Here is a 17788-nt window from a genome sequence, read left to right on the forward strand (position 1 = left end):
CTTGAAACTCCCGATCTCAGTGTCGTTTGGTCTCATCATCGTTGCGACGCCCGCGGCGGCGATCGAGACCTGCCGCTTCATTGAGGCCAAGGCGGAGCGCGAGGCCTGCTACCATCGGCAAGAGCAGGAACTTGCGGCGAAGCGCAAGCCCGAGCCGCCGGTGACGCGGTCGAGCGAATCGAAGACGTTCGATCAGCTGCAGCTGATGCGCCGTGACGACGAAGAGGTCTATCGCAGCATGCGCGGCATCTGCCGCGGCTGCTGAGCCTACGCGCCGCCGCCCCACCGCCCCGCGCGCTTCTCGGCGAAGGATGCAAGCCCTTCGGCAGCTTCCGCGGTCTGCCGCTTGGCCGAATGCAGATGAACGAGGCGTTTGTAAGCGTCATCGTCCACGCCCATGCCGCCGAACGAGCTTTCCATCGCGAGCTTCTTTGTCTCGGCCATCGCATCCGGCGCATTGCCGAGCAGCTGCTCGACGACCTTGGCGCCGGCGCTGTCGAGCTCGGCTGATGGCACCACCTCATGGACGAGGCCGATGCGGCGGGCATCCTCGGCGCCGAACCGTTCGCCGGTCAGCGCGTAGCGGCGCACCTGGCGGACGCCGATCGCGTCACAGAGCTGCGGGATGATGATCGCCGCGGTCAGGCCCCAGCGCACCTCGGTGATCGAGAACAGCGCGTTGTCGGCCGCGATCACGATATCGCAGGCCGAGATCACGCCGGTGCCGCCGCCAAAGCAGCCGCCCTGCACCAGCGCGACGGTCGGGACCGGCAACGTGTTGAGACGCTGCACCGCCTCGAAGGTGGCGCGCGATGCCGCCTCGTTCTCCTCGAACGACTTCGGCCGCACGCCGTTGATCCATTTCAGGTCGGCGCCGGCCTGGAAATGCTTGCCGTTGCCCTTCAGCACGACGACGCGCACCGGTTTGGTCGAGAGATCGTCGATCGCGGCCAGCACGCCCGCGATCAGCGCGCCGTCATAGGCATTGTTGACCTCGGGGCGATTCAGCGTGACGGTCGCGACCCCGCGCGCATCGAGGCTCCACAGGACTGGGCTGGCCGACATGACGTTGCTCCCTCGTTCGGCATTGCTGTTATCTTGTACGAGCCTTGCACTATGGCGAGAGCAGGCGCCTTGATCCATCACTTTAGAGCGGGCGCGACTGCACCACGCGCATGACGGGTTGCGCGATGCCCCGCGCTTGTGGAAACTGACGGGGGCACGCTGCGGAGAATTGTTCCACTCATGCGTATTTGCATTTTCGGCGCGGGCGCCGTCGGCAGCCACTTCGCGGTCCGGCTCGCGCGCGCCGGCCACAATGTGTCCTGCGTGATGCGCGGGCCGCATCTCGACGCGGTGAGGACCAGCGGACTGACGCTGAAGGTCGGCGATAGCAGCATCACCGCCAGGGTGAACGCCTCAGCCGATCCTGCCGATCTGGGGCCGCAAGACATCGTCATCAGCACGCTGAAGGCGACCGGCATCGGCGCGCTGGCAACCGGGCTCTCGCCGCTGCTTCAGCGCGACACGTCAATCGTGTTCGCGCAGAACGGCATTCCCTGGTGGTACGATCTCGGCCTGCCGCCGCAGCATCCTCAGATTCCCGATCTCGGCTTCCTCGATCCCGGCGGGCATTTGCGCAGCGCCGTCCCGAAGGAGCGGATCATCGGCGGCGTGATCTTTTCCTCCAACGAGGTGGTCGCGCCCGGCGTCGTCGCGAACCTGTCGCCGGACCGCAACCGCCTCTTGATCGGTGAATGCGACGATCGGCAGAGCGAGCGCATCGCCACCCTGCGTGCGGCGCTCAACGACGCCGCGATCGAATCGCCCGAGGTCAGCGAGATCCGCGAGACGATCTGGTCGAAGCTCTTGACCAACATGTCGATGTCGGTGCTCTGCCTGCTGACCGGGCTGACCGCGCGCGGCGTCCGCGACGACCCCGACATGCAGGACGTGATCCCGCGCCTGCTCGACGAGGCCAATGCGGTGGCGACACGCTATATCCCCGCCGTCAAGCGCGTCACCCGCTCAGGGCCGGCGCCGGACCACAAGCCGTCGATCCTGCAGGATTACGAACTCGGGCGCGCCATGGAGATCGATGTGCTGGTGCGCGCACCGGCGGCATTCGCCCGCGCAGCCGCCATTTCGACCCCGATGCTCGACCTGATGGCCGCGCTCGCGATCCAGAAGGCGCGTGACAAGCGCCTGTATCAGGGCTGACAATCCGGCCCACCACGATAACAAGCAGGGACATCGAACCATGCAAGTCAAGGACAAGGTCTGCGTCGTCACTGGCGGCGCGAGCGGGATCGGCGAAGCAGTGGCGCGGGCCTATGCGGACGCCGGGGCTCGCGGCGTCGTGGTCGCCGATCTCAAGACCTCGCGCGATCGGCTCGCGAGCGTCGCCGGCGATATCGACGGCCTCGCGGTCACCGCCGATGTCGGGCTCGAGGAGGACATCAAGGCGCTGATCGCGGCGGCCGAGGACAAATATGGCCCGGTCGACGTGTTCTTCTCCAATGCCGGGCTCTCGCGCAAGGGACAGGAGGCCGCCTCCGATGCCGACTGGGACGTGAGCTGGCGCGTGCATGTGATGAGCCACGTGTTCGCGGCGCGCGCGCTGGTGCCCGGCATGCTCGCGCGCGGCTCCGGCTATCTCATCAACACCGCATCCGCCGCGGGGCTATTGGCCTCGCTGAACTCGATGCCTTACGGCGTGACCAAGAACGCCGCGGTCGCGCTCGCCGAGCATCTCGCCATCCAGTATGGCGATCGCGGCATCCGCGTCTCCGTGCTCTGTCCGCAATCGGTGCAGACCGGCATGACGACGCCGGGCCCGAGTGCCGCGCGCGTCGACGGCGTGCTGCAGCCGGGCGAGGTCGCGCGCATGGTGATCGAGGCGATGGCCGAGGAGCGCTTCCTGATTCTCTCGCATCCGCAGGTGCAGGAATACATGCAGCGCAAGGTCACCAATCGCGAGCGCTGGCTGTCCGGCATGCGCCGCCTGCGCGACCGGATCTATGGCGGGGCGGCGTCAGGCTGACCGCGGCGCAAATTTCTCCAGCAGGCCGGAATAGGCCTTGGCCGCGGGCGACGCGTAAGCACCGCGACGCGACGTCGTGAGCTTGAGGCCGGCAAGCGCTTCCGCCTGCTTCACCGCAGCGGCCACGCCGTCGACCACAGGCACGCCGAATTGCACCGACAGCTCATGGGCAAGATCGGCCATGCCGGCGCAGCCGAGCACGATGGCGTCCGCGCCCTTGGCCAGCGCCCGCGCGATCTCGGCCTCCAGCTTGGCCTTGGCGCCCGAGCCCGGCTTCTCGAGATCGAGCACCGCGACGTCGCAGGCGGTGACCACGGCGCGGTCGGCAAAGCCGTAACGGCGCACCAGCTCCTCGAGCGGCACGATCGAACGCGGCAGCGTGGTGACGATGCCGATGCGCTTGGCGATCTGCCCGGCGGTGACCAGCGCCGCCTCGCAGATCCCGACCACCGGATAGCGCGCCGCCGACCGCGCGACATCCAACCCGGTGTCGTCGAAACATGCGACGATGCCGGCATCGGCATCGGGCGTCTTCAGCAGCGCCTCGATCAGCCCGGGAACGGCGAAGGCCTCGTCATAGAAGCCTTCGATCGAGGCCGGTCCCATCGCAGATGTGACGGCGACGATCTCGGTGCCCGGCGCGGCCACCGCTTGCGCCGCGGCCGCGATGGTCGCGGTCATCGACGCGGTGGTGTTGGGATTGACGATCAGGATCCTGGTCATGTGCCGAGATTAGTAGCCCGGATGGAGCGGAGCGCAATCCGGGACGGTGTCACAGGGCGGCAAAGCCGGCCTGCTTACGCATGCTTCGCCACCCAGGCCGCGAAGGCGTCGAGCACCTCGGCCATCACCTCGCGGTCGTTGCGGCCGGATCGCTTGAGGACATGGAAGGAGTGGTCGGCCTCCTGCACCACATGCAGCGTCGCGCGATGACTCAACCCCTTCACCGCGGGCTCGAGCAGGTCGAGCTCGGCCAGCGCATCGCGCGTGCCCTGCAGGAACAGCATCGGGACCTCGACCTCGGCGAGATGCTTGGCCCGCTCGCTCGACGGCTTGCCGGCGGGATGCAGCGGAAAGCCGAGAAACACCAGCCCGCGCACGCCGGCGAGCGGCGCCTTGGCCTGTGCCTGCGAGGTCATGCGTCCGCCGAACGACTTGCCGCCGGCGAACAGCGGCAGTTCGCCGCAATGACGCGCGGCCTCCGCCACCGCGGCACGCACCGTTGCCTGCGCGACGGCGGGCGGATCGGGCCGCTTGCTGCCCTTCTCCATGTAGGGAAACTGATAGCGCAATGTCGCGATGCCGCGCTCCGCCAGGCCCTCCGCAATCGCGGCCATCGAGGGATGCGTCATGCCGGCGCCGGCGCCATGGGCAAACACATAGGCGCTACGAGCCTGCGCCGGCCGCAGCAGCAGCGCGGACACCGTGCCGTGGTTCGAGACCGTGATCGTGAGCGGCTGCGCGCCTGACGTGTTCAAGATGACATCTCGAAGAATTGTTGCGCCGTCGTTTCTAGCCGCTGGCCTCGATGCGCGCAAATGCCGCCGCGGAGGGAACGCCGCAAGTGAACTGGCTCACAGCCAATCAACATTTCCGTTGTTAGACCAAGCGCCGCCACTGTAGGATGGCGCACACAGCATCACACGCTTAACGCGAACTCGTTTTTCGGCGAATTTTAACATCTCATCCATATCACGCGCGAGTACCGCGAACTGGGGGAACGGGGCATGCCTCGCAAGACGATATTCGTCATCGGACTGTTGATTGTCGCCGGCGTCCTCTATTTCAAGGACGATATCGAGACGGTGGCGAGCGGCTTCCGCGTCAAGGTCGTCGACTACCAGCCGCCGGCAAAGACGGTGTGGCTGGATCAGAATGTCAGCGCGGAGCGGCTGCGCTGGTTCTATCACGCCGACCAGGGCACACGGACCTTCGGCATTCCCCATGAATGGTTCATGGCGCTGGAGCAGCCGACGGTCTGGCCGCTGTTCACCGCGGCGCCGCGACTCAGCGAGACCAATTATCTCGGCCGCTTCGGCTTTATTCCCGACACGGTGATTCCGGGCAAACCCGATGCGCTGCCGATCGGCTTTGCGCAGGGCGGCCCGATGGCCGATGCCAACGGCGCGCCGTGGCGCAATCCGCACAGCAAGGCGGACATGACCGGCGTCGGGCTGACCTGCGCCGCCTGCCACACCGGCAGCTTCAGCTATCGCGGCACCGAGATCGTGATCGACGGCGGGCCGGCCAACACCAATCTGTTCGAATTCCAGAAGAGCGTCGGCGTCTCGCTGCTGCTGACGCGGTTCTGGCCGGGGCGCTTCTCGCGTTTTGCCGACGAGATCCTCGGCAAGGACGCCAGCCTCGACGAGCGCATGGCGCTGCGCGGGCAGCTCGACCTCGTGCTGAAGCAATACGCCAACATCAATTCGCTGGAGAACAAGGTCGCCGCCAACAGCGTCGAGGAAGGCTATGCGCGGCTCGACGCGCTGAACCGGATCGGCAACCAGGTGTTCTCGATCGATCTGAACAACCCGAACAACTACGCCTCGCATTCGGCGCCGGTGCATTTCCCGCGGATCTGGAACGCACCGTGGTTCAGCTGGGTGCAATATGACGGCTCGATCATGCAGCCGATGGTGCGCAATGCCGGCGAGGCGCTCGGCGTCAGCGCCGAACTCAATTTGCTCGACGAGTCCAAGGGGCTTTACAAATCGAGCGCGCGGATCGACGTGCTGCACGAGATGGAGCGGATGGTCGCCGGCGAGCCGCCCAGCGAGGACAAGGGCTTTGGCGGACTTGCGTCGCCGAAATGGCCGGAGAACATCCTGCCGCCAATCAACATGGATCTCGCGAAGAAGGGCGGCGAGCTCTACAAGACGCATTGCCAGGGCTGCCACGGCCCGGCGATCGACAGCAAGGCGCTGCCCGCGAGCGAAGCCTTTGCGCTGTTCAAGGACAAGAAGCGCTGGACCAGGAACGAGGCCGGCCAGCCGCTGCTCGACGTCGAGATGATTCCGATCAGCCATATCGGCACCGACAGCGCGCAGGCCGAGGGCCTCGCGCACCGCACCGTCGAGACCCCGGCCAATCTCAACATCAAGGACGGCAGTTTCGGTCCGGCGCTCGGCGAGCTCGTCGAGAAGACCGTCGACTATTGGTACGACCAGAACAAGACCCCGCCGGAAGATCGCAAGCGCATCAACGGCTACCGGCCGAACGAGATCCAGGCGCCGCTCGCCTACAAGGTCCGGCCGCTCAACGGCATCTGGGCGACCCCGCCCTATCTGCACAACGGCTCGGTCCCGACCATCTACGCACTGCTGTCGCCGGTGAAGGATCGTCCCGCAACCTTCTATCTCGGCAGCCGGGAGTATGATCCCAAGGATCTCGGCTATGCCTGGAAGGACAAGATCAAGAACGCCTTCATGCTCGACACCACCAAGCGCGGCAACGGCAATTCCGGCCACGAATTCTCCAACGAGAAGCGCTCCGGCGTGATCGGGCCCGAGCTGAAGGAAGACGAACGCCGCGCCCTGATCGAGTTCATCAAGACGCTGTAGGCCCCGAAGGGACTGCGCCCCCTCTCCTCGCGCGCGGGGAGGGCAATCGCATATGGCCGTTTGAGGCAATCGAAGTTCCCACAAACTCGTCATGCCCGGGCTTGTCCCGGGCATCCACGTCTTCGTTTCCACGCAAAGAAAAGACGTAGATGGCCGGGACAAGCCCGGGCATGACGGCGCGGAAGAATCGGTTCATTCCAAATGCGATTGCCCTGCGCGCGCGGGGAGGGTTGGGGTGGGATATCTCCGCGAGTCACATTGCGGAAAGAGCCCCCACCCGCATCGCATCTTGCGATGCGATGCGACCTAAGAGCGAGCTTCGCTCGTCTCGCTCCGCAAGCGGGAGAGGTGAACTGAGTTTGCGGATAGAATACTGCACATCCTCCGTGTCGGCTGATGTCCTCGCCAACAGCGGCTGTCCTTCAACTCTTCGGCACCGGCTGCCGGCGCGCCGGGCGGGTCATGGCCTCGAGCTCGAGCAGCTGGTTGAGCTGCGCCTCGGTCAGCAGCTTTTCCTCCAGCACGATGTCGGCGACCGAGCGGTTCTCCTTGAGCGCACGGCGCGCCACGCGCGATGAGGCCTCATAGCCGAGCGACGGCGCCAGCGCCGTGATCAGGCCGATCGAGCCCTGCACCAGGCTGCGGCAACGCTCGCGATCGGCCTCGATGCCGTCGACGCAACGCTTGGTCAGCGTATCGACCGCCGCCGTCAGCATGCGCAGCGAGCTCAAGACGCAATAGCCGATGGTCGGCTCGAACGCGTTGAGCTGCAACTGGCCGCCTTCGGCGCACATCGTGACCGTGAGGTCGTGCCCGATCACCAGGAAAGCCACCTGGTTGACCACCTCGGGAATGACGGGATTGACCTTGCCGGGCATGATCGACGAGCCGGCCTGCACCGCCGGCAGGCGGATTTCGCCGATGCCGGTGCGCGGCCCCGACGACAGCAGCCGCAGGTCGTTGCAGATCTTGGACAGCTTGACCGCGACGCGCTTGAGCACGCCGGAGAACAGCACGAAGGCGCCTAGATCGGACGTCGCCTCGATCAGGTTGGAGGCAAGCACCATCGGCTGGCCGGACAGCCGCGACAATTCCTCGACCGCGAGCGCCGCATAGCGCGGATCGGCATTGATGCCGGTGCCGATCGCGGTGGCGCCGAGATTGACCTCGCGGAACAGCGCGGAAATCTCGTTCAGGCGCGCGACGTCCTCCTTCACGGTCACGTGGAAGGCGTCGAATTCCTGGCCGAGCGTCATCGGCACCGCATCCTGAAGCTGGGTCCGCCCCATCTTCAACACGTCGGCGAACTCCACCGCCTTGCCCTTGAGGGAGTAGGCGAGATCGTCCAGCGCGCGCACCAGCGGCTGGGTGGCGAAGATCACCGCGAGCCGCAGCGCGGTCGGATAGGCGTCGTTGGTCGACTGCGCCATGTTGACGTCGTCGTTCGGATGCAGCGCGTGATAGTCGCCCGGCTTGCGCCCCATCAGCCGCAGCGCGACGTTGGCGATCACCTCATTGGCGTTCATGTTGGTCGACGTGCCGGCGCCGCCCTGGATCGCGTCGACGACGAAGGATTCGGCATAGACCTTTTCGGTCGCAATCCGGGTGCAGGCCGCTTCGATCGCATCCGCCTTCTCGGGTGCGAGATAGCCGAGCCGCTTGTTGGCGCGCGCGGCGGCCTGCTTCACCAGCGCCAGCGCGCGGACGAATTCCGGGAAGTGCCCGACCGGCACGCCGGTGATCGGAAAGTTCATCACCGCGCGCTTGGTGTGAATGCCCCACAGCGCATTGGCCGGCACGTCGTCCTCGCCGAGCAGATCGTGCTCGGTGCGGGACTGCGCCTGCTCGATCGGCACGGTGCGGACGGTCGCGACCGCGAGCTGGCTGGGGCCGCCGCTCTCGCCGGAGGGGGACGCGGCAGCTGCAGCGTTGGCGGTCTCAACCTTCGATTCGGCCATGGTACCTCCGTTACTTCACTCAGATCGTGTCGTCAGCGACACCGGCCATGATGCGCCCGGCGGGCGTCGAAAGCCAATGCCTATCGGCAGAGTCTTGCACACCGGTGAGCGGAGGGACGCGGAAAAGCAGCATTGGCGCGCGCCGAACCGGGAGATTAAGAGCTTTGCCTTATCCGTCATGATAACAACAACTTATAACTCGATATCGCGGCTCGCTTCGCGACCGATGCGGCTGCTTTCTCGGCCCCGTCGTCGCGTGCTAGACGAGCATCGACTGGCGCAAGGGCGCCGCCGACACTGAACGAACCGAGGACCAAAGCCGTGTCCAACAACAACGAAGCGATCACCATCAAATTCCGCTGCCCGGCGGAGCTCGAGGGCAAGATTCCGCCGCCGATGCCTGCGTCGTTGGGGCTTCCCGGATGGCTCAAGGCGATGCCGACGCAGGCCTTCAATACGATGAGCAATCGCGAAGAGGATACCGTCAAGCGTTGCCCGCCATTCGTCGATGCGATGACATCGGGTTTCCTGTTGCCGCTGATCTGCGATCTCAAGGTCGAGAATGGCGCGATCACTTGGGACAACGACCTTCCGGCCGGCGGCGCGCTCGAATTCCCGCGCTCGCCGGTCGGCTTCCACGACGAAAGCCAGGTGGTCGGCTCGCCGCTGTTCGAGCCCGACCGCTTCGTCATCAAATTCGTCAATCTGTGGACCATCGAGGCGCCGCCGGGCTACTCGCTGTTCTTCACGCATCCGGTCAACCGGTTCGACCTGCCGTTCACCACGCTGACCGGCATGGTCGATTGCGATCTGTTTCACGACAGCTGGGTTCATTTCCCGGCACGCTGGCACGACACCAGTTTCAACGGCGTGTTGCCAAAGGGCACGCCGGTTGCGCAGTGCTTCCCGGTGAAGCGCGAAAACTGGGTCGCGCAGACCGCGGCGATGACGCCGGATGAAACTTCGCGCGCCCAGGAACTGACCAACAGGATGGCCCGCGAGTCCGGACTCTATCGGCGGCAATTCCGGACGTAGAGCGGGCGCGCGAAGCTCAGCTGCGGCCTCCTCCGTCATTGCGAACTACCCGATGGGGGGCTCCGCAACCACCGCCGTCGTTCTGGCGAAAGCCAGGACCCATAGCCACCGTCTTCGATGATGAACGGGATCGCGGACCGGTGTCGCTCAACAGTTGAGATTTGGGGTAATGGGTCCTGGCTTTCGCCAGGACGACACCGAATATGTGGCACGATCCTGAGCCAGTTCGGTGTCATCACCCGCGCATGCGCATGCGGGTGATCCAGTATTCCAGAGACGCTTGTGCTTGAGCGCAGAGGCCGCGGCTTATCCCGGCTGTCGTCCCGGCCCCCGTGCGCAATTGCTCACTAGGCCAGGACGACGGTGCACCGGCGGCCGCTCTCGATTCTTGTTTTGACGCGTTAGCGCGAACCGGTGTTCGCTTCGCTCGAAAACGCTCTAGCTCAGAAATTCCGCAAAGGCGCTGCGACGGAAGAAGAAGCGGCCGTGCGATGACATGATCAGCGCGGCGGTCGTGCGGCCGATCATTTGCGGCCGGCCGCGCAATGCGAGACGCAGATTGGCCTCGCCGGCCGCGCGGTCGCCCATTTCCAGAAGACTGGCGGAGAAGCTGAGACGCGTCAGCGGGTCGTCGGGGCGCTGCGCCACCACCTGGCGGTAGAGATCCGCCGCGGCAGCATATTCGCCATCGAGCAGCAGCACACGCGCGAGCGCGGCGAGAACATCCGGATGTCCCGGCGCCGCGTTGCGCAGCTTCTCCAGAATCTCGCGCGCCCGGCCGCGCTCATTGCGCTGGGGCAGCAGCTGCGCCAGCAGCAGCTGAAACTCGAGGCTCCCCGGCGCGAGAACCAGCGCGCTCTCGATAACGGCAACCGCCTCGTCGATGCGGCCGGCCGAGTGCAATTGTCCTGCCAGGGCCTGGAATGCGGGCAGGTACGGCGGCCGCCGCGCGGTGGTTCGCCGCAGCACATCGATCGCCTCGCTGCCGCGACCGGCGCCGCCGAGCGCTGCGCCGAGCAGGGTCTCGAGGCCGGGATCCTCGACGCGGCGCACGGCGCGCTCGAGCGGCGCAATCGCCTCCTCGTTGCGGTTCTGGATCATCAGCGCCCGTGCCAGGATCGAGGCCGCGCCGACATCGGTCCGGTTTGCCTTCAAGACCTCCGCCGCCAGCCGCTCGGCTTCGACGACCTGTCCCATCTGCAATGCGACCACGGCGCGTTGCAGAACCGGAGATGGGCTGGGCCCGCGATTGGAAGGAGGCGGCGGTTTCGGCATGCGGTCCGTCGTGAGATGGTTGTTGTCAGCCGTTATCACTGCCGCCGACGGAGCGTCCAGCGAAAGTCGCATCCGGACACCGAGATACCGTCCGGTTCCGGCCCGCACCGACCGATTCATGCATCCCTGCGGCTACCGGGCGACCGAGGTCCAACCACCCTATCCATGCAATTTTTCGACTGCTTAACCTATTCAATCTAGCTTGGGTTGCCATAACAGGGCCCGGCTAGATGCTCGCAACAACGCTCGAAACCATTCAGTCGACGGACTCGAAGCGCGCCAACTACACGCGCGGAATCCTCGTGATGCTGGTCGCCGCCCTCCTGTTCAAGGTTGTGTGGTTCTCCCAGCTGGGGCTGGGGCACGGCCGCGAACTGGTCGACTTCGCCGCCTTCTACATCACCGCAAAGCTGGTGTGGCTCGGGGACCTCGACCAGGCCTATCAATTCGCGAAGCTCGCCATCATCGAGAAGCAGGCGTCGGGCGGGCACGACGGCTTCATGCCGTGGACCTATCCTCCGCAATTCAACCTGCTGCTGGCTCCGTTCGCGCTGGTCCCGTTCGGAATGGCCTATCTGTTGTTCATGGCCTCGACGCTGGCTGTTTACCTCGCCGTGCTGCGGCGTCTTGCCGGAAACCGGTTCGTGCTCGTGCTGATCGTTTTCTTTCCGACGATCGGGGTCACGCTGGCATGCGGACAGAACAGCTTCCTTACCGCCGCACTGATCGGACTGGTGTGCCTGTACTTCGAAGAGCGGCCGATGCTCGCGGGCGCGGCGCTTGGTCTCATGATCATCAAGCCGCATTTCGCCGTTGCCTTCGCACTCTATGCCATCCTGCGGCGCTCGTGGATCGTCGTGATGACGGCGGGCGCCGTCGTGCTGATCAGCTCGGCGATCTGCACGTTGCTGTTCGGCATGCAGATCTGGCCCGTGATGCTGCAGAGCGTGCATGATTCGTCGGTATTCCTGCGCGAAGCCTATTATCCGCTGTATCGAATGGTCTCGACCTATGCCGCGCTGCGAACCACGGGGTTCTCCGCATCGGCAGCGTTTATCGGCCAGGGCATCGTCGCCGTCCTTGCGCTCGGCATCGTGCTGGTCGCGGTCTACCGCAAGATGCCGGTGCGCGAGAGTCTCGGCCTGATTGCGATCGTATCGGTCTGCATCAGCCCCTATGCGTATGATTATGACTTCCTGATCTTCAGTATCGGACTGGCGCTGCTGTTGCCGGCGCTTCAGGCCAAGGCCCGCGAGTGGGAACGTGCGATCATCTATGCCGCGCCGATACCGATCGGAGCCTTCGGCTACATGCACACGGTCCATAACAATACGCCCCGCACCGACGTCCATTGGGTCGACGTGCTTTCGATCGGAGGCTTCGGGATCGCCGCGCTGATCACGCTGATCGTCGCAATCCTGCTGCTGCGCGAGTCAAGCGCCTCCGACCCCGTTCCGGCGCAGGGGCCGCTTGCGAGGATTTGAGCACCCGGCGCGACACCCCCGCGATCACGCAACGCTCACGGCGCCACCATTTCGAGACGATCGCGCGCCGGCAGGGTCGACGCGAAGGCCTTCAGGGCGCCGGCGACGAGAAGCGGCTCCGCGGCCGGCGTGACGTAGAAGCTTACGTCACCCCGCGCGCCGGTCACCGGGATCGTGTGCAGAATCGCAACCTTCCTCCAGCTCGCCGGCACGCCCTGCGCAAACCAGCTGTCGTAGATCATGGCGACGCCGACATGATGCTCGTCGGCGAGCGCGGCGATCTCGGGCGGGCCGTAGCGGCCGGCGCGCTTCGCCTTGCGCACGCGCTCCGAGCCGAGCCCCCACAGATCGAGGACAAAGTTCGGATTCCCCCAGGCAACGAGCCCAAGATCGTTCACGGCAATCGGCCGCCGGTAGAGCTGCTGGGCGAAGCGGCCCAACTGATAATGCTGCTCGTAGACGCCGCGCGAGGCAAATGGCGTCTCCAGGGCGGCGCTGGCATAGCCCACGCTGGCAAAACCGGCCAGCCCAATGGTGGCGAGCGTCGCGGCGGTCCATTGCGGGACGCTCAAGACCGCTCGCGCACGTGCAGTCGCGTAGAGCAGCGCCAGCACTGCGAGCGCAACGATGTAAACCTCATACCGGTAGAACCAGCCATATTGGCCAAAGCCGAGATGCGCCGCGATCGCGGCGAGCACCGTCGCACAGACGATCAGGGCGCCGCGGTCGGAGCGCAGCAGCGCCATCGCGCCGGCGAGCGCAAGACCGAGCAGCATCAGCCTGAAGCCGGCGGGATCAGCGAAGCTGTCGCCGAGATTGCGGAGGATGGAGCCGAAGACGCCGGCTCCTTCATAGCCGGATTCGGCGATGCGCGATTTGAGCAATACCGAGCTCGGCAAGAGCGGGAGACCGAGCGAGGCCATGCGCGCGAAATACGCGGCGTACGCGCAGAGCGTGACGGCGGCGGCCGCGGCGGCAAACCGGCGCTGGCCGAGCAAAGCAAACCCCATCATCGCCGCGACGGCAAACGCGATCCCCTCGAAGCGAATCAGCGGCAGCAGCACCAGCGCCGCGAAATGCATGGCGGTCGGCGATCGTCCGCGCGCGGCTTCGGTCAGGCCGCCGAAGGTCGCGACCGTGGCCCAGACGTGAAGACTGTGCTCCATGCCGGTCATCGGCAGGGCGATCGCGCTTGACGAAAAAATGGCGAGCAACGCGACGAAAAACAGCAGCGGCTTCTCCCGGCCGGGGTCGAGCAGCTCAGCCGATTCAAGGATGCGCAGGAAAGCCACGACAGTCGCGGCCGCGGCCGCGGCATTGATCAGGAGCGGACCGAATGCGCCAAGATGCAGCGTCTCCGTCACGGCCAGCAGATAGGGCCAGATGATCGACGAGCTTGGCGACGAGACCTCGGAGGCATTGACGCCGTAGCCGCCGGACCGGATGTGATCGGCGACGGCGAGGTGGATGTAGGGATCGTCGAGGGTGAAGATCAGCCTGCCGTCGCAGAGCGTGACGCTGAAGATCAGCGTCACCGCGAACAGCACGAGCCACAGCGATGCCGTCACAAGCGGGACGCTCTGCCGGATCGCGCTGGATCGCGGGAACGACGCCTGGTTGGCGGCGATGCCGGGCATCAGATACGCATCCGCTTGAAGATCGTCTCCGGCAGCGCGCAGATGATCGCCATCACCAGGCGGAAGCGGCGGGCCACATAGATCACGTCACGCGGCCTGGTCACATCGGCCCGAAAGATATCCTCCGCGACCCGATCCGGCTGCACCGTCAGGGGAGCCGGCAGCTTCATATGCGCCGTCATCCTGGTCCGCACGAATCCCGGCTTGACGGTGACGACGCGGACCTTGCCCGCAAGCGCCAGGCGATTGCGCAAGCCGGACAGGAATTGCGAGAAGCCGGCCTTGGCCGCACCGTAGTAATAGTTCGAGGCCCGACCGCGATCGCCGGCGACCGAGCTCACGCCGACGATGGTTCCCGAGCCGCGCGTCGCGAAGGCTTGCGCGAACAGTTCGAGCAGCAGGCTGGGCGCCTCGAAATTGGTGCGCATGATCTTCGTCGCAAGCCCGGGATCGGTCTCGGCACGCGATTGATCGCCGAGCTCTCCGACAACGCATACGACGGTGTCGGGAAGTGGCGAAAGACCGGCGACGAAGCCGCCGAGCTGCCCGGTCTGCAGCACGTCGAGCGCGACAACCGAGGTTTCGGTACCGCTTCGCGTCTTGATGTCGTCCGCATTGCGCTGTGCCGCCCCGATATCGCGGGCGGCGAGCGTCACGCGCCATCCCTCCCTCGCATAGCGCAGCGCGGTCGCGTGCCCGATGTCCGAGCTGCCGCCAATCACCAGAATTGATTTTGTGCCGGTCATCAAATTCCAAGCCGTGCTGAAAGATGGGACACGAGGCGACTGTTCGCCCCGGTCTGCTGGCGGATGTCCCGCAAGGCCGCAAGGCCGGGATATCCGGATTCGAATGTCGCGCGGGACTGCCGCGCATCCTTGGCGAGATAGAGCCGGCCGCCGGCATCGACCACCAGCGCGTCGAGCTGGTCAAGAAAGGCGAACAGCGCGTCGGTGACGGGAAAGTCCATCGTCAACGTGTAGCCGCGGAGCGGAAACGACATCGACCCGCTGCCTTCGCCAAGCTGCTTGAGCACCGCAAGAAACGACGCATCGCCGCGCCGCGACACACGATCGAGAATTTCGGCGAGAACGCGGCGCGCGCGGTCGAGCGGGATCACGCATTGATATTGCACGAAGCCGCGCCGGCCGTAGATCCTGTTCCAGTCGGCGATCGCATCGAGCGGAAAGAAATACGGGTCCCAATGGACCAGCCGCGGCTTGCCCGGATGCGCGGCGCCGCGGCGGAAGTACAGCTCGTTGAACACCCGCATCGATGCGCGATTGAGCAGCCATCCCGGAAACAGCTCCGGGACCGCGAGCCGCGACGTGCGAAGGCTGGGGAACGTCTCGAGGTCCGGTCCCAGCGTATCCTTGTCGCGGCGCGTGGCGTGCTCGGCGAGATAGACGAGCGAGCGTCCGAGCGCCGCGCCGCGCGCGAGGCAGTCGATCCAGGCCACCGAATAGGTGGTCGATGCGCTGCTTTCCAGCTGATCGATCGCCGCATCGAGATTGTCGGCGACGCGGGTGTCCTGACGCAGCCAGGCGGTCTCGATCGGCAGCAGCCGCAGCGTCGCGTCGAGGATGATGCCCGTCAGGCCCATGCCTCCCAGTGTCGCCGCGAACAGCGCGGCGTTTTCCGATCGCGAGCAGGTGACGATCTCGCCGCCAGGCAGCGCGAGGCGGAACGAATCGACGATGGTGCCGAAGCCGCCATCGCGATGATGGTTCTTGCCGTGAACGTCGGCCGCGATCGCGCCGCCGACCGTCACGAATTTCGTGCCGGGCACGACCTTGAGGAAGAAGCCGCGCGGCTCGAAAACGGCAAGGATGTCGGCGATGGTCACGCCGGCTTCGACCGTCAATCGGGCGGTTGCGGCATCGAAGCTCCGCATCCGGTTCAGGCCGCGCGACGAAATCGTGGATTGCGTTCCGATCGCGGCATCACCATAGGCCCGTCCGGCCCCGCGCGCGACGACGCCGGACCGCGCAAGCAGGTGGTCCCGCGCGCCTGCGGGCGTCTGCGGCGCCAGCAGTTCGGACGACGCCCTGGGATAGTTGCCCCAGCCGGACAGCCCAATCCCGTCCGGATTGGAGGCCGATGGCACAGGTGCTGGTAACGCAGCCGCCGACATCGCTAGATGGCGGCGAGCATGATGGCGCCGATCGCGCCGAGCGCGACCCAGCTGACGCGATCCCTCAGCGCAAAGATGACCGGATCGTCGTCGATCAATCCGCGCTGCGCGAACAACATCACGCGGCCGATCCAGTACATCAAGATCGGACAACCGACCCAGAGCAGTTGCGGATGGCTGTAAAGCGCGCGCACCGTATCGGACGAGATGTAGAGCGTGAAGATCACGACGGCGTTGAAGCCTGACGCGGCGGCGAGGATCGCAATCATCGCTTTGTCCTCGACCTGGTAGCCGCGCGCCGCCAGCACGGCGCCGTCCGGCTGGCCGGCGAGCTCGATATAGCGCTTCACCAGCGCCAGCGACATGAAGATGAACAGCGAGAACGCGAGCAGCCATTCCGACATCGGCACGCTGATCGCAACGGCGCCGCCGATCACGCGGACGGTGTAAAGCGTGGCGAGCACGACGACGTCGACGGTCGCGATGCGCTTGAGCCAGAACGAATAGGAGGTGGTCAGCGCGAAATAGCCGAGCAGGACGCCGCCGAACTCGATCGATATCGACATTGCCATCGCTAAGGCGGCGACCAGCGCCAGGGCCATCGCGCCGACGGCGCGCGAGGCCGGGACGGTGCCGCTTGCGATCGGGCGGTTGCGCTTGGTCGGATGCGCGCGGTCGGCCTCGACGTCGAGAAGATCGTTCAGGATGTAGGCGCCCGACGCGCAGAGCGAGAATGCAATCACCGCAAACAGCGACGTCGCCGCCGATCCCAATGCGAATTTGTGTGCGGTCAGCAGCGGCACCAGCACGAGGGCGTTTTTCGCGTATTGATGCACCCTGAACAGCTTCAGCCAGGTGTGCATGCCGACCGGCGCGGACGGCTCGGATCGAGCGGGGCGCGCGAGGCGCGATGCGGAATCGGGCAACGCGACCGCTGCGCTGCCGATGTAGTCAAAGCCCTGGTGAAGCAGGGGCGGCAGCTCTTCGCGCTGTGCCGCCGCCAATTGACGTTCCGGCGCGGCGGCCCAGGCGGTAAAGACCCCAAGATGCTGGGCAACCGCGCTGACGAACGGCTCGGGATGGGTTTCCGAGCAAAGGTACACCGGGCGGCCTTCGCCCAGCACCTGCAGCAGGAACCTGACCGCGTCGTGGTCGAATTGCGCCCGGGATGGATCGAACCCCGATGGATCCGCACCATGCGCTGATCGCGCTTGCGGTCCAAGGGAAGCGGTGATCGCCGCGGCGAAAGCGCGAAGGCGGCGGATCAGATCGGATGCGATATCGGCCGGGGCGGAGCTTCCCCGCATCATGACCTCGTCGACATCGACGACGAGCGGCCGGGCCTTTGAACGCAGCGGATCGCGAAGGGCATCGCCGCCCCCCTGCTCAACCCGTTCTGGAACGCTAGCTCGCATACGCGCGGTCTTCCGGTGCCCCCTCCCCATTGTCCCGGGCTTTCCCTAATTTGGGGTGAACTTGGGAGGAGCGAACGCCGGGCAGATGGCGCCGAAATGCATGTTGAAAAGCCTCGCCGACCGCGCGCGGCGAGCGAAAAATGGCGATCCCGGGAAGACTCGAACTTCCGACCTACGGTTTAGGAAACCGTCGCTCTATCCGGCTGAGCTACGGGACCGCACCGCCCGCAGCGAAAGCATGCGGGCG

Annotated in this window: 15 protein-coding genes and 1 tRNA gene; 6 read left to right on the forward strand and 10 right to left on the reverse strand. The window is 65.8% G+C overall.

Annotated features, from left to right (window positions below):
- The first annotated feature begins 1 nt into the window (after position 1).
- Positions 2-265, forward strand: coding sequence for a hypothetical protein (locus ACVWY5_RS36630; protein WP_038377750.1), 264 nt, complete (start codon positions 2-4; stop codon positions 263-265).
- Between the two features lie 2 nt (positions 266-267).
- Here ACVWY5_RS36630 and ACVWY5_RS36635 read toward each other — a convergent pair whose 3' ends face one another.
- Entirely contained in the window at positions 268-1065 is a 798-nt protein-coding gene (locus tag ACVWY5_RS36635) for an enoyl-CoA hydratase-related protein (protein WP_028336248.1), read from the reverse strand.
- A 180-nt stretch (positions 1066-1245) separates the two neighbouring features.
- Between ACVWY5_RS36635 and ACVWY5_RS36640 the strand changes: the two genes are divergently transcribed.
- Positions 1246-2220 carry a 2-dehydropantoate 2-reductase gene (locus ACVWY5_RS36640; protein ID WP_028336247.1) on the forward strand — a complete coding sequence of 325 codons (975 nt, stop codon included), beginning with the start codon at positions 1246-1248 and terminating at the stop codon, positions 2218-2220.
- A 40-nt stretch (positions 2221-2260) separates the two neighbouring features.
- Positions 2261-3043 carry an SDR family oxidoreductase gene (locus tag ACVWY5_RS36645; RefSeq protein WP_028336246.1) on the forward strand — a complete coding sequence of 261 codons (783 nt, stop codon included), beginning with the start codon at positions 2261-2263 and terminating at the stop codon, positions 3041-3043.
- Here the strand turns inward: ACVWY5_RS36645 and ACVWY5_RS36650 are convergent.
- Positions 3035-3766 carry an aspartate/glutamate racemase family protein gene (locus tag ACVWY5_RS36650; RefSeq protein ID WP_028336245.1) on the reverse strand — a complete coding sequence of 244 codons (732 nt, stop codon included), beginning with the start codon at positions 3764-3766 and terminating at the stop codon, positions 3035-3037. The two genes, ACVWY5_RS36645 and ACVWY5_RS36650, sit on opposite strands and share 9 nt — an antisense overlap.
- Before the next feature lie 74 nt (positions 3767-3840).
- Positions 3841-4521, reverse strand: coding sequence for an alpha/beta family hydrolase (locus ACVWY5_RS36655; RefSeq protein WP_028336244.1), 681 nt, complete (start codon positions 4519-4521; stop codon positions 3841-3843).
- 249 nt (positions 4522-4770) lie between these two features.
- Between ACVWY5_RS36655 and ACVWY5_RS36660 the strand changes: the two genes are divergently transcribed.
- Entirely contained in the window at positions 4771-6606 is a 1836-nt protein-coding gene (locus ACVWY5_RS36660) for a c-type cytochrome (protein WP_028336243.1), read from the forward strand.
- A gap of 422 nt (positions 6607-7028) precedes the next feature.
- On the opposite strand, the gene ACVWY5_RS36665 is transcribed toward ACVWY5_RS36660, so the two are convergent.
- Complete coding sequence (locus ACVWY5_RS36665; protein WP_080667182.1) at positions 7029-8564, reverse strand: aspartate ammonia-lyase; 1536 nt, start codon at positions 8562-8564, stop codon at positions 7029-7031.
- Positions 8565-8885: 321 nt separating this feature from the next.
- Between ACVWY5_RS36665 and ACVWY5_RS36670 the strand changes: the two genes are divergently transcribed.
- On the forward strand, positions 8886-9599 hold the full coding sequence (locus ACVWY5_RS36670) for a hypothetical protein (RefSeq protein WP_028336241.1): 714 nt from the start codon (positions 8886-8888) through the stop codon (positions 9597-9599).
- Between the two features lie 438 nt (positions 9600-10037).
- Here the strand turns inward: ACVWY5_RS36670 and ACVWY5_RS36675 are convergent, their stop codons facing one another.
- Positions 10038-10811 (reverse strand): tetratricopeptide repeat protein, encoded by a 774-nt coding sequence (locus ACVWY5_RS36675; RefSeq protein WP_321176816.1) that lies wholly within the window; start codon positions 10809-10811, stop codon positions 10038-10040.
- Between the two features lie 293 nt (positions 10812-11104).
- Between ACVWY5_RS36675 and ACVWY5_RS36680 the strand changes: the two genes are divergently transcribed.
- Positions 11105-12358 (forward strand): glycosyltransferase family 87 protein, encoded by a 1254-nt coding sequence (locus ACVWY5_RS36680; protein ID WP_028336239.1) that lies wholly within the window; start codon positions 11105-11107, stop codon positions 12356-12358.
- Between the two features lie 35 nt (positions 12359-12393).
- Here ACVWY5_RS36680 and ACVWY5_RS36685 read toward each other — a convergent pair whose 3' ends face one another.
- The 5 genes from ACVWY5_RS36685 to ACVWY5_RS36705 form a co-directional block, all read right to left on the reverse strand.
- Positions 12394-13995 carry a hypothetical protein gene (locus ACVWY5_RS36685; RefSeq protein ID WP_028336238.1) on the reverse strand — a complete coding sequence of 534 codons (1602 nt, stop codon included), beginning with the start codon at positions 13993-13995 and terminating at the stop codon, positions 12394-12396.
- Positions 13995-14741 (reverse strand): SDR family oxidoreductase, encoded by a 747-nt coding sequence (locus tag ACVWY5_RS36690; RefSeq protein ID WP_028336237.1) that lies wholly within the window; start codon positions 14739-14741, stop codon positions 13995-13997. The genes ACVWY5_RS36685 and ACVWY5_RS36690 overlap by 1 nt, the downstream gene beginning before the upstream one ends.
- Entirely contained in the window at positions 14741-16126 is a 1386-nt protein-coding gene (locus tag ACVWY5_RS36695) for an FAD-binding oxidoreductase (RefSeq protein WP_080667180.1), read from the reverse strand. Before ACVWY5_RS36695 ends, ACVWY5_RS36690 begins: the two co-directional genes overlap by 1 nt.
- Before the next feature lie 2 nt (positions 16127-16128).
- Positions 16129-17571, reverse strand: a complete 1443-nt coding sequence (locus ACVWY5_RS36700) for a UbiA family prenyltransferase (protein WP_321176818.1) — start codon at positions 17569-17571, stop codon at positions 16129-16131.
- A gap of 111 nt (positions 17572-17682) precedes the next feature.
- Positions 17683-17759: transfer RNA gene (locus ACVWY5_RS36705), tRNA-Arg, on the reverse strand.
- Between the last annotated feature and the right edge of the window lie 29 nt (positions 17760-17788).

Source organism: Bradyrhizobium sp. USDA 3256, assembly GCF_054058275.1.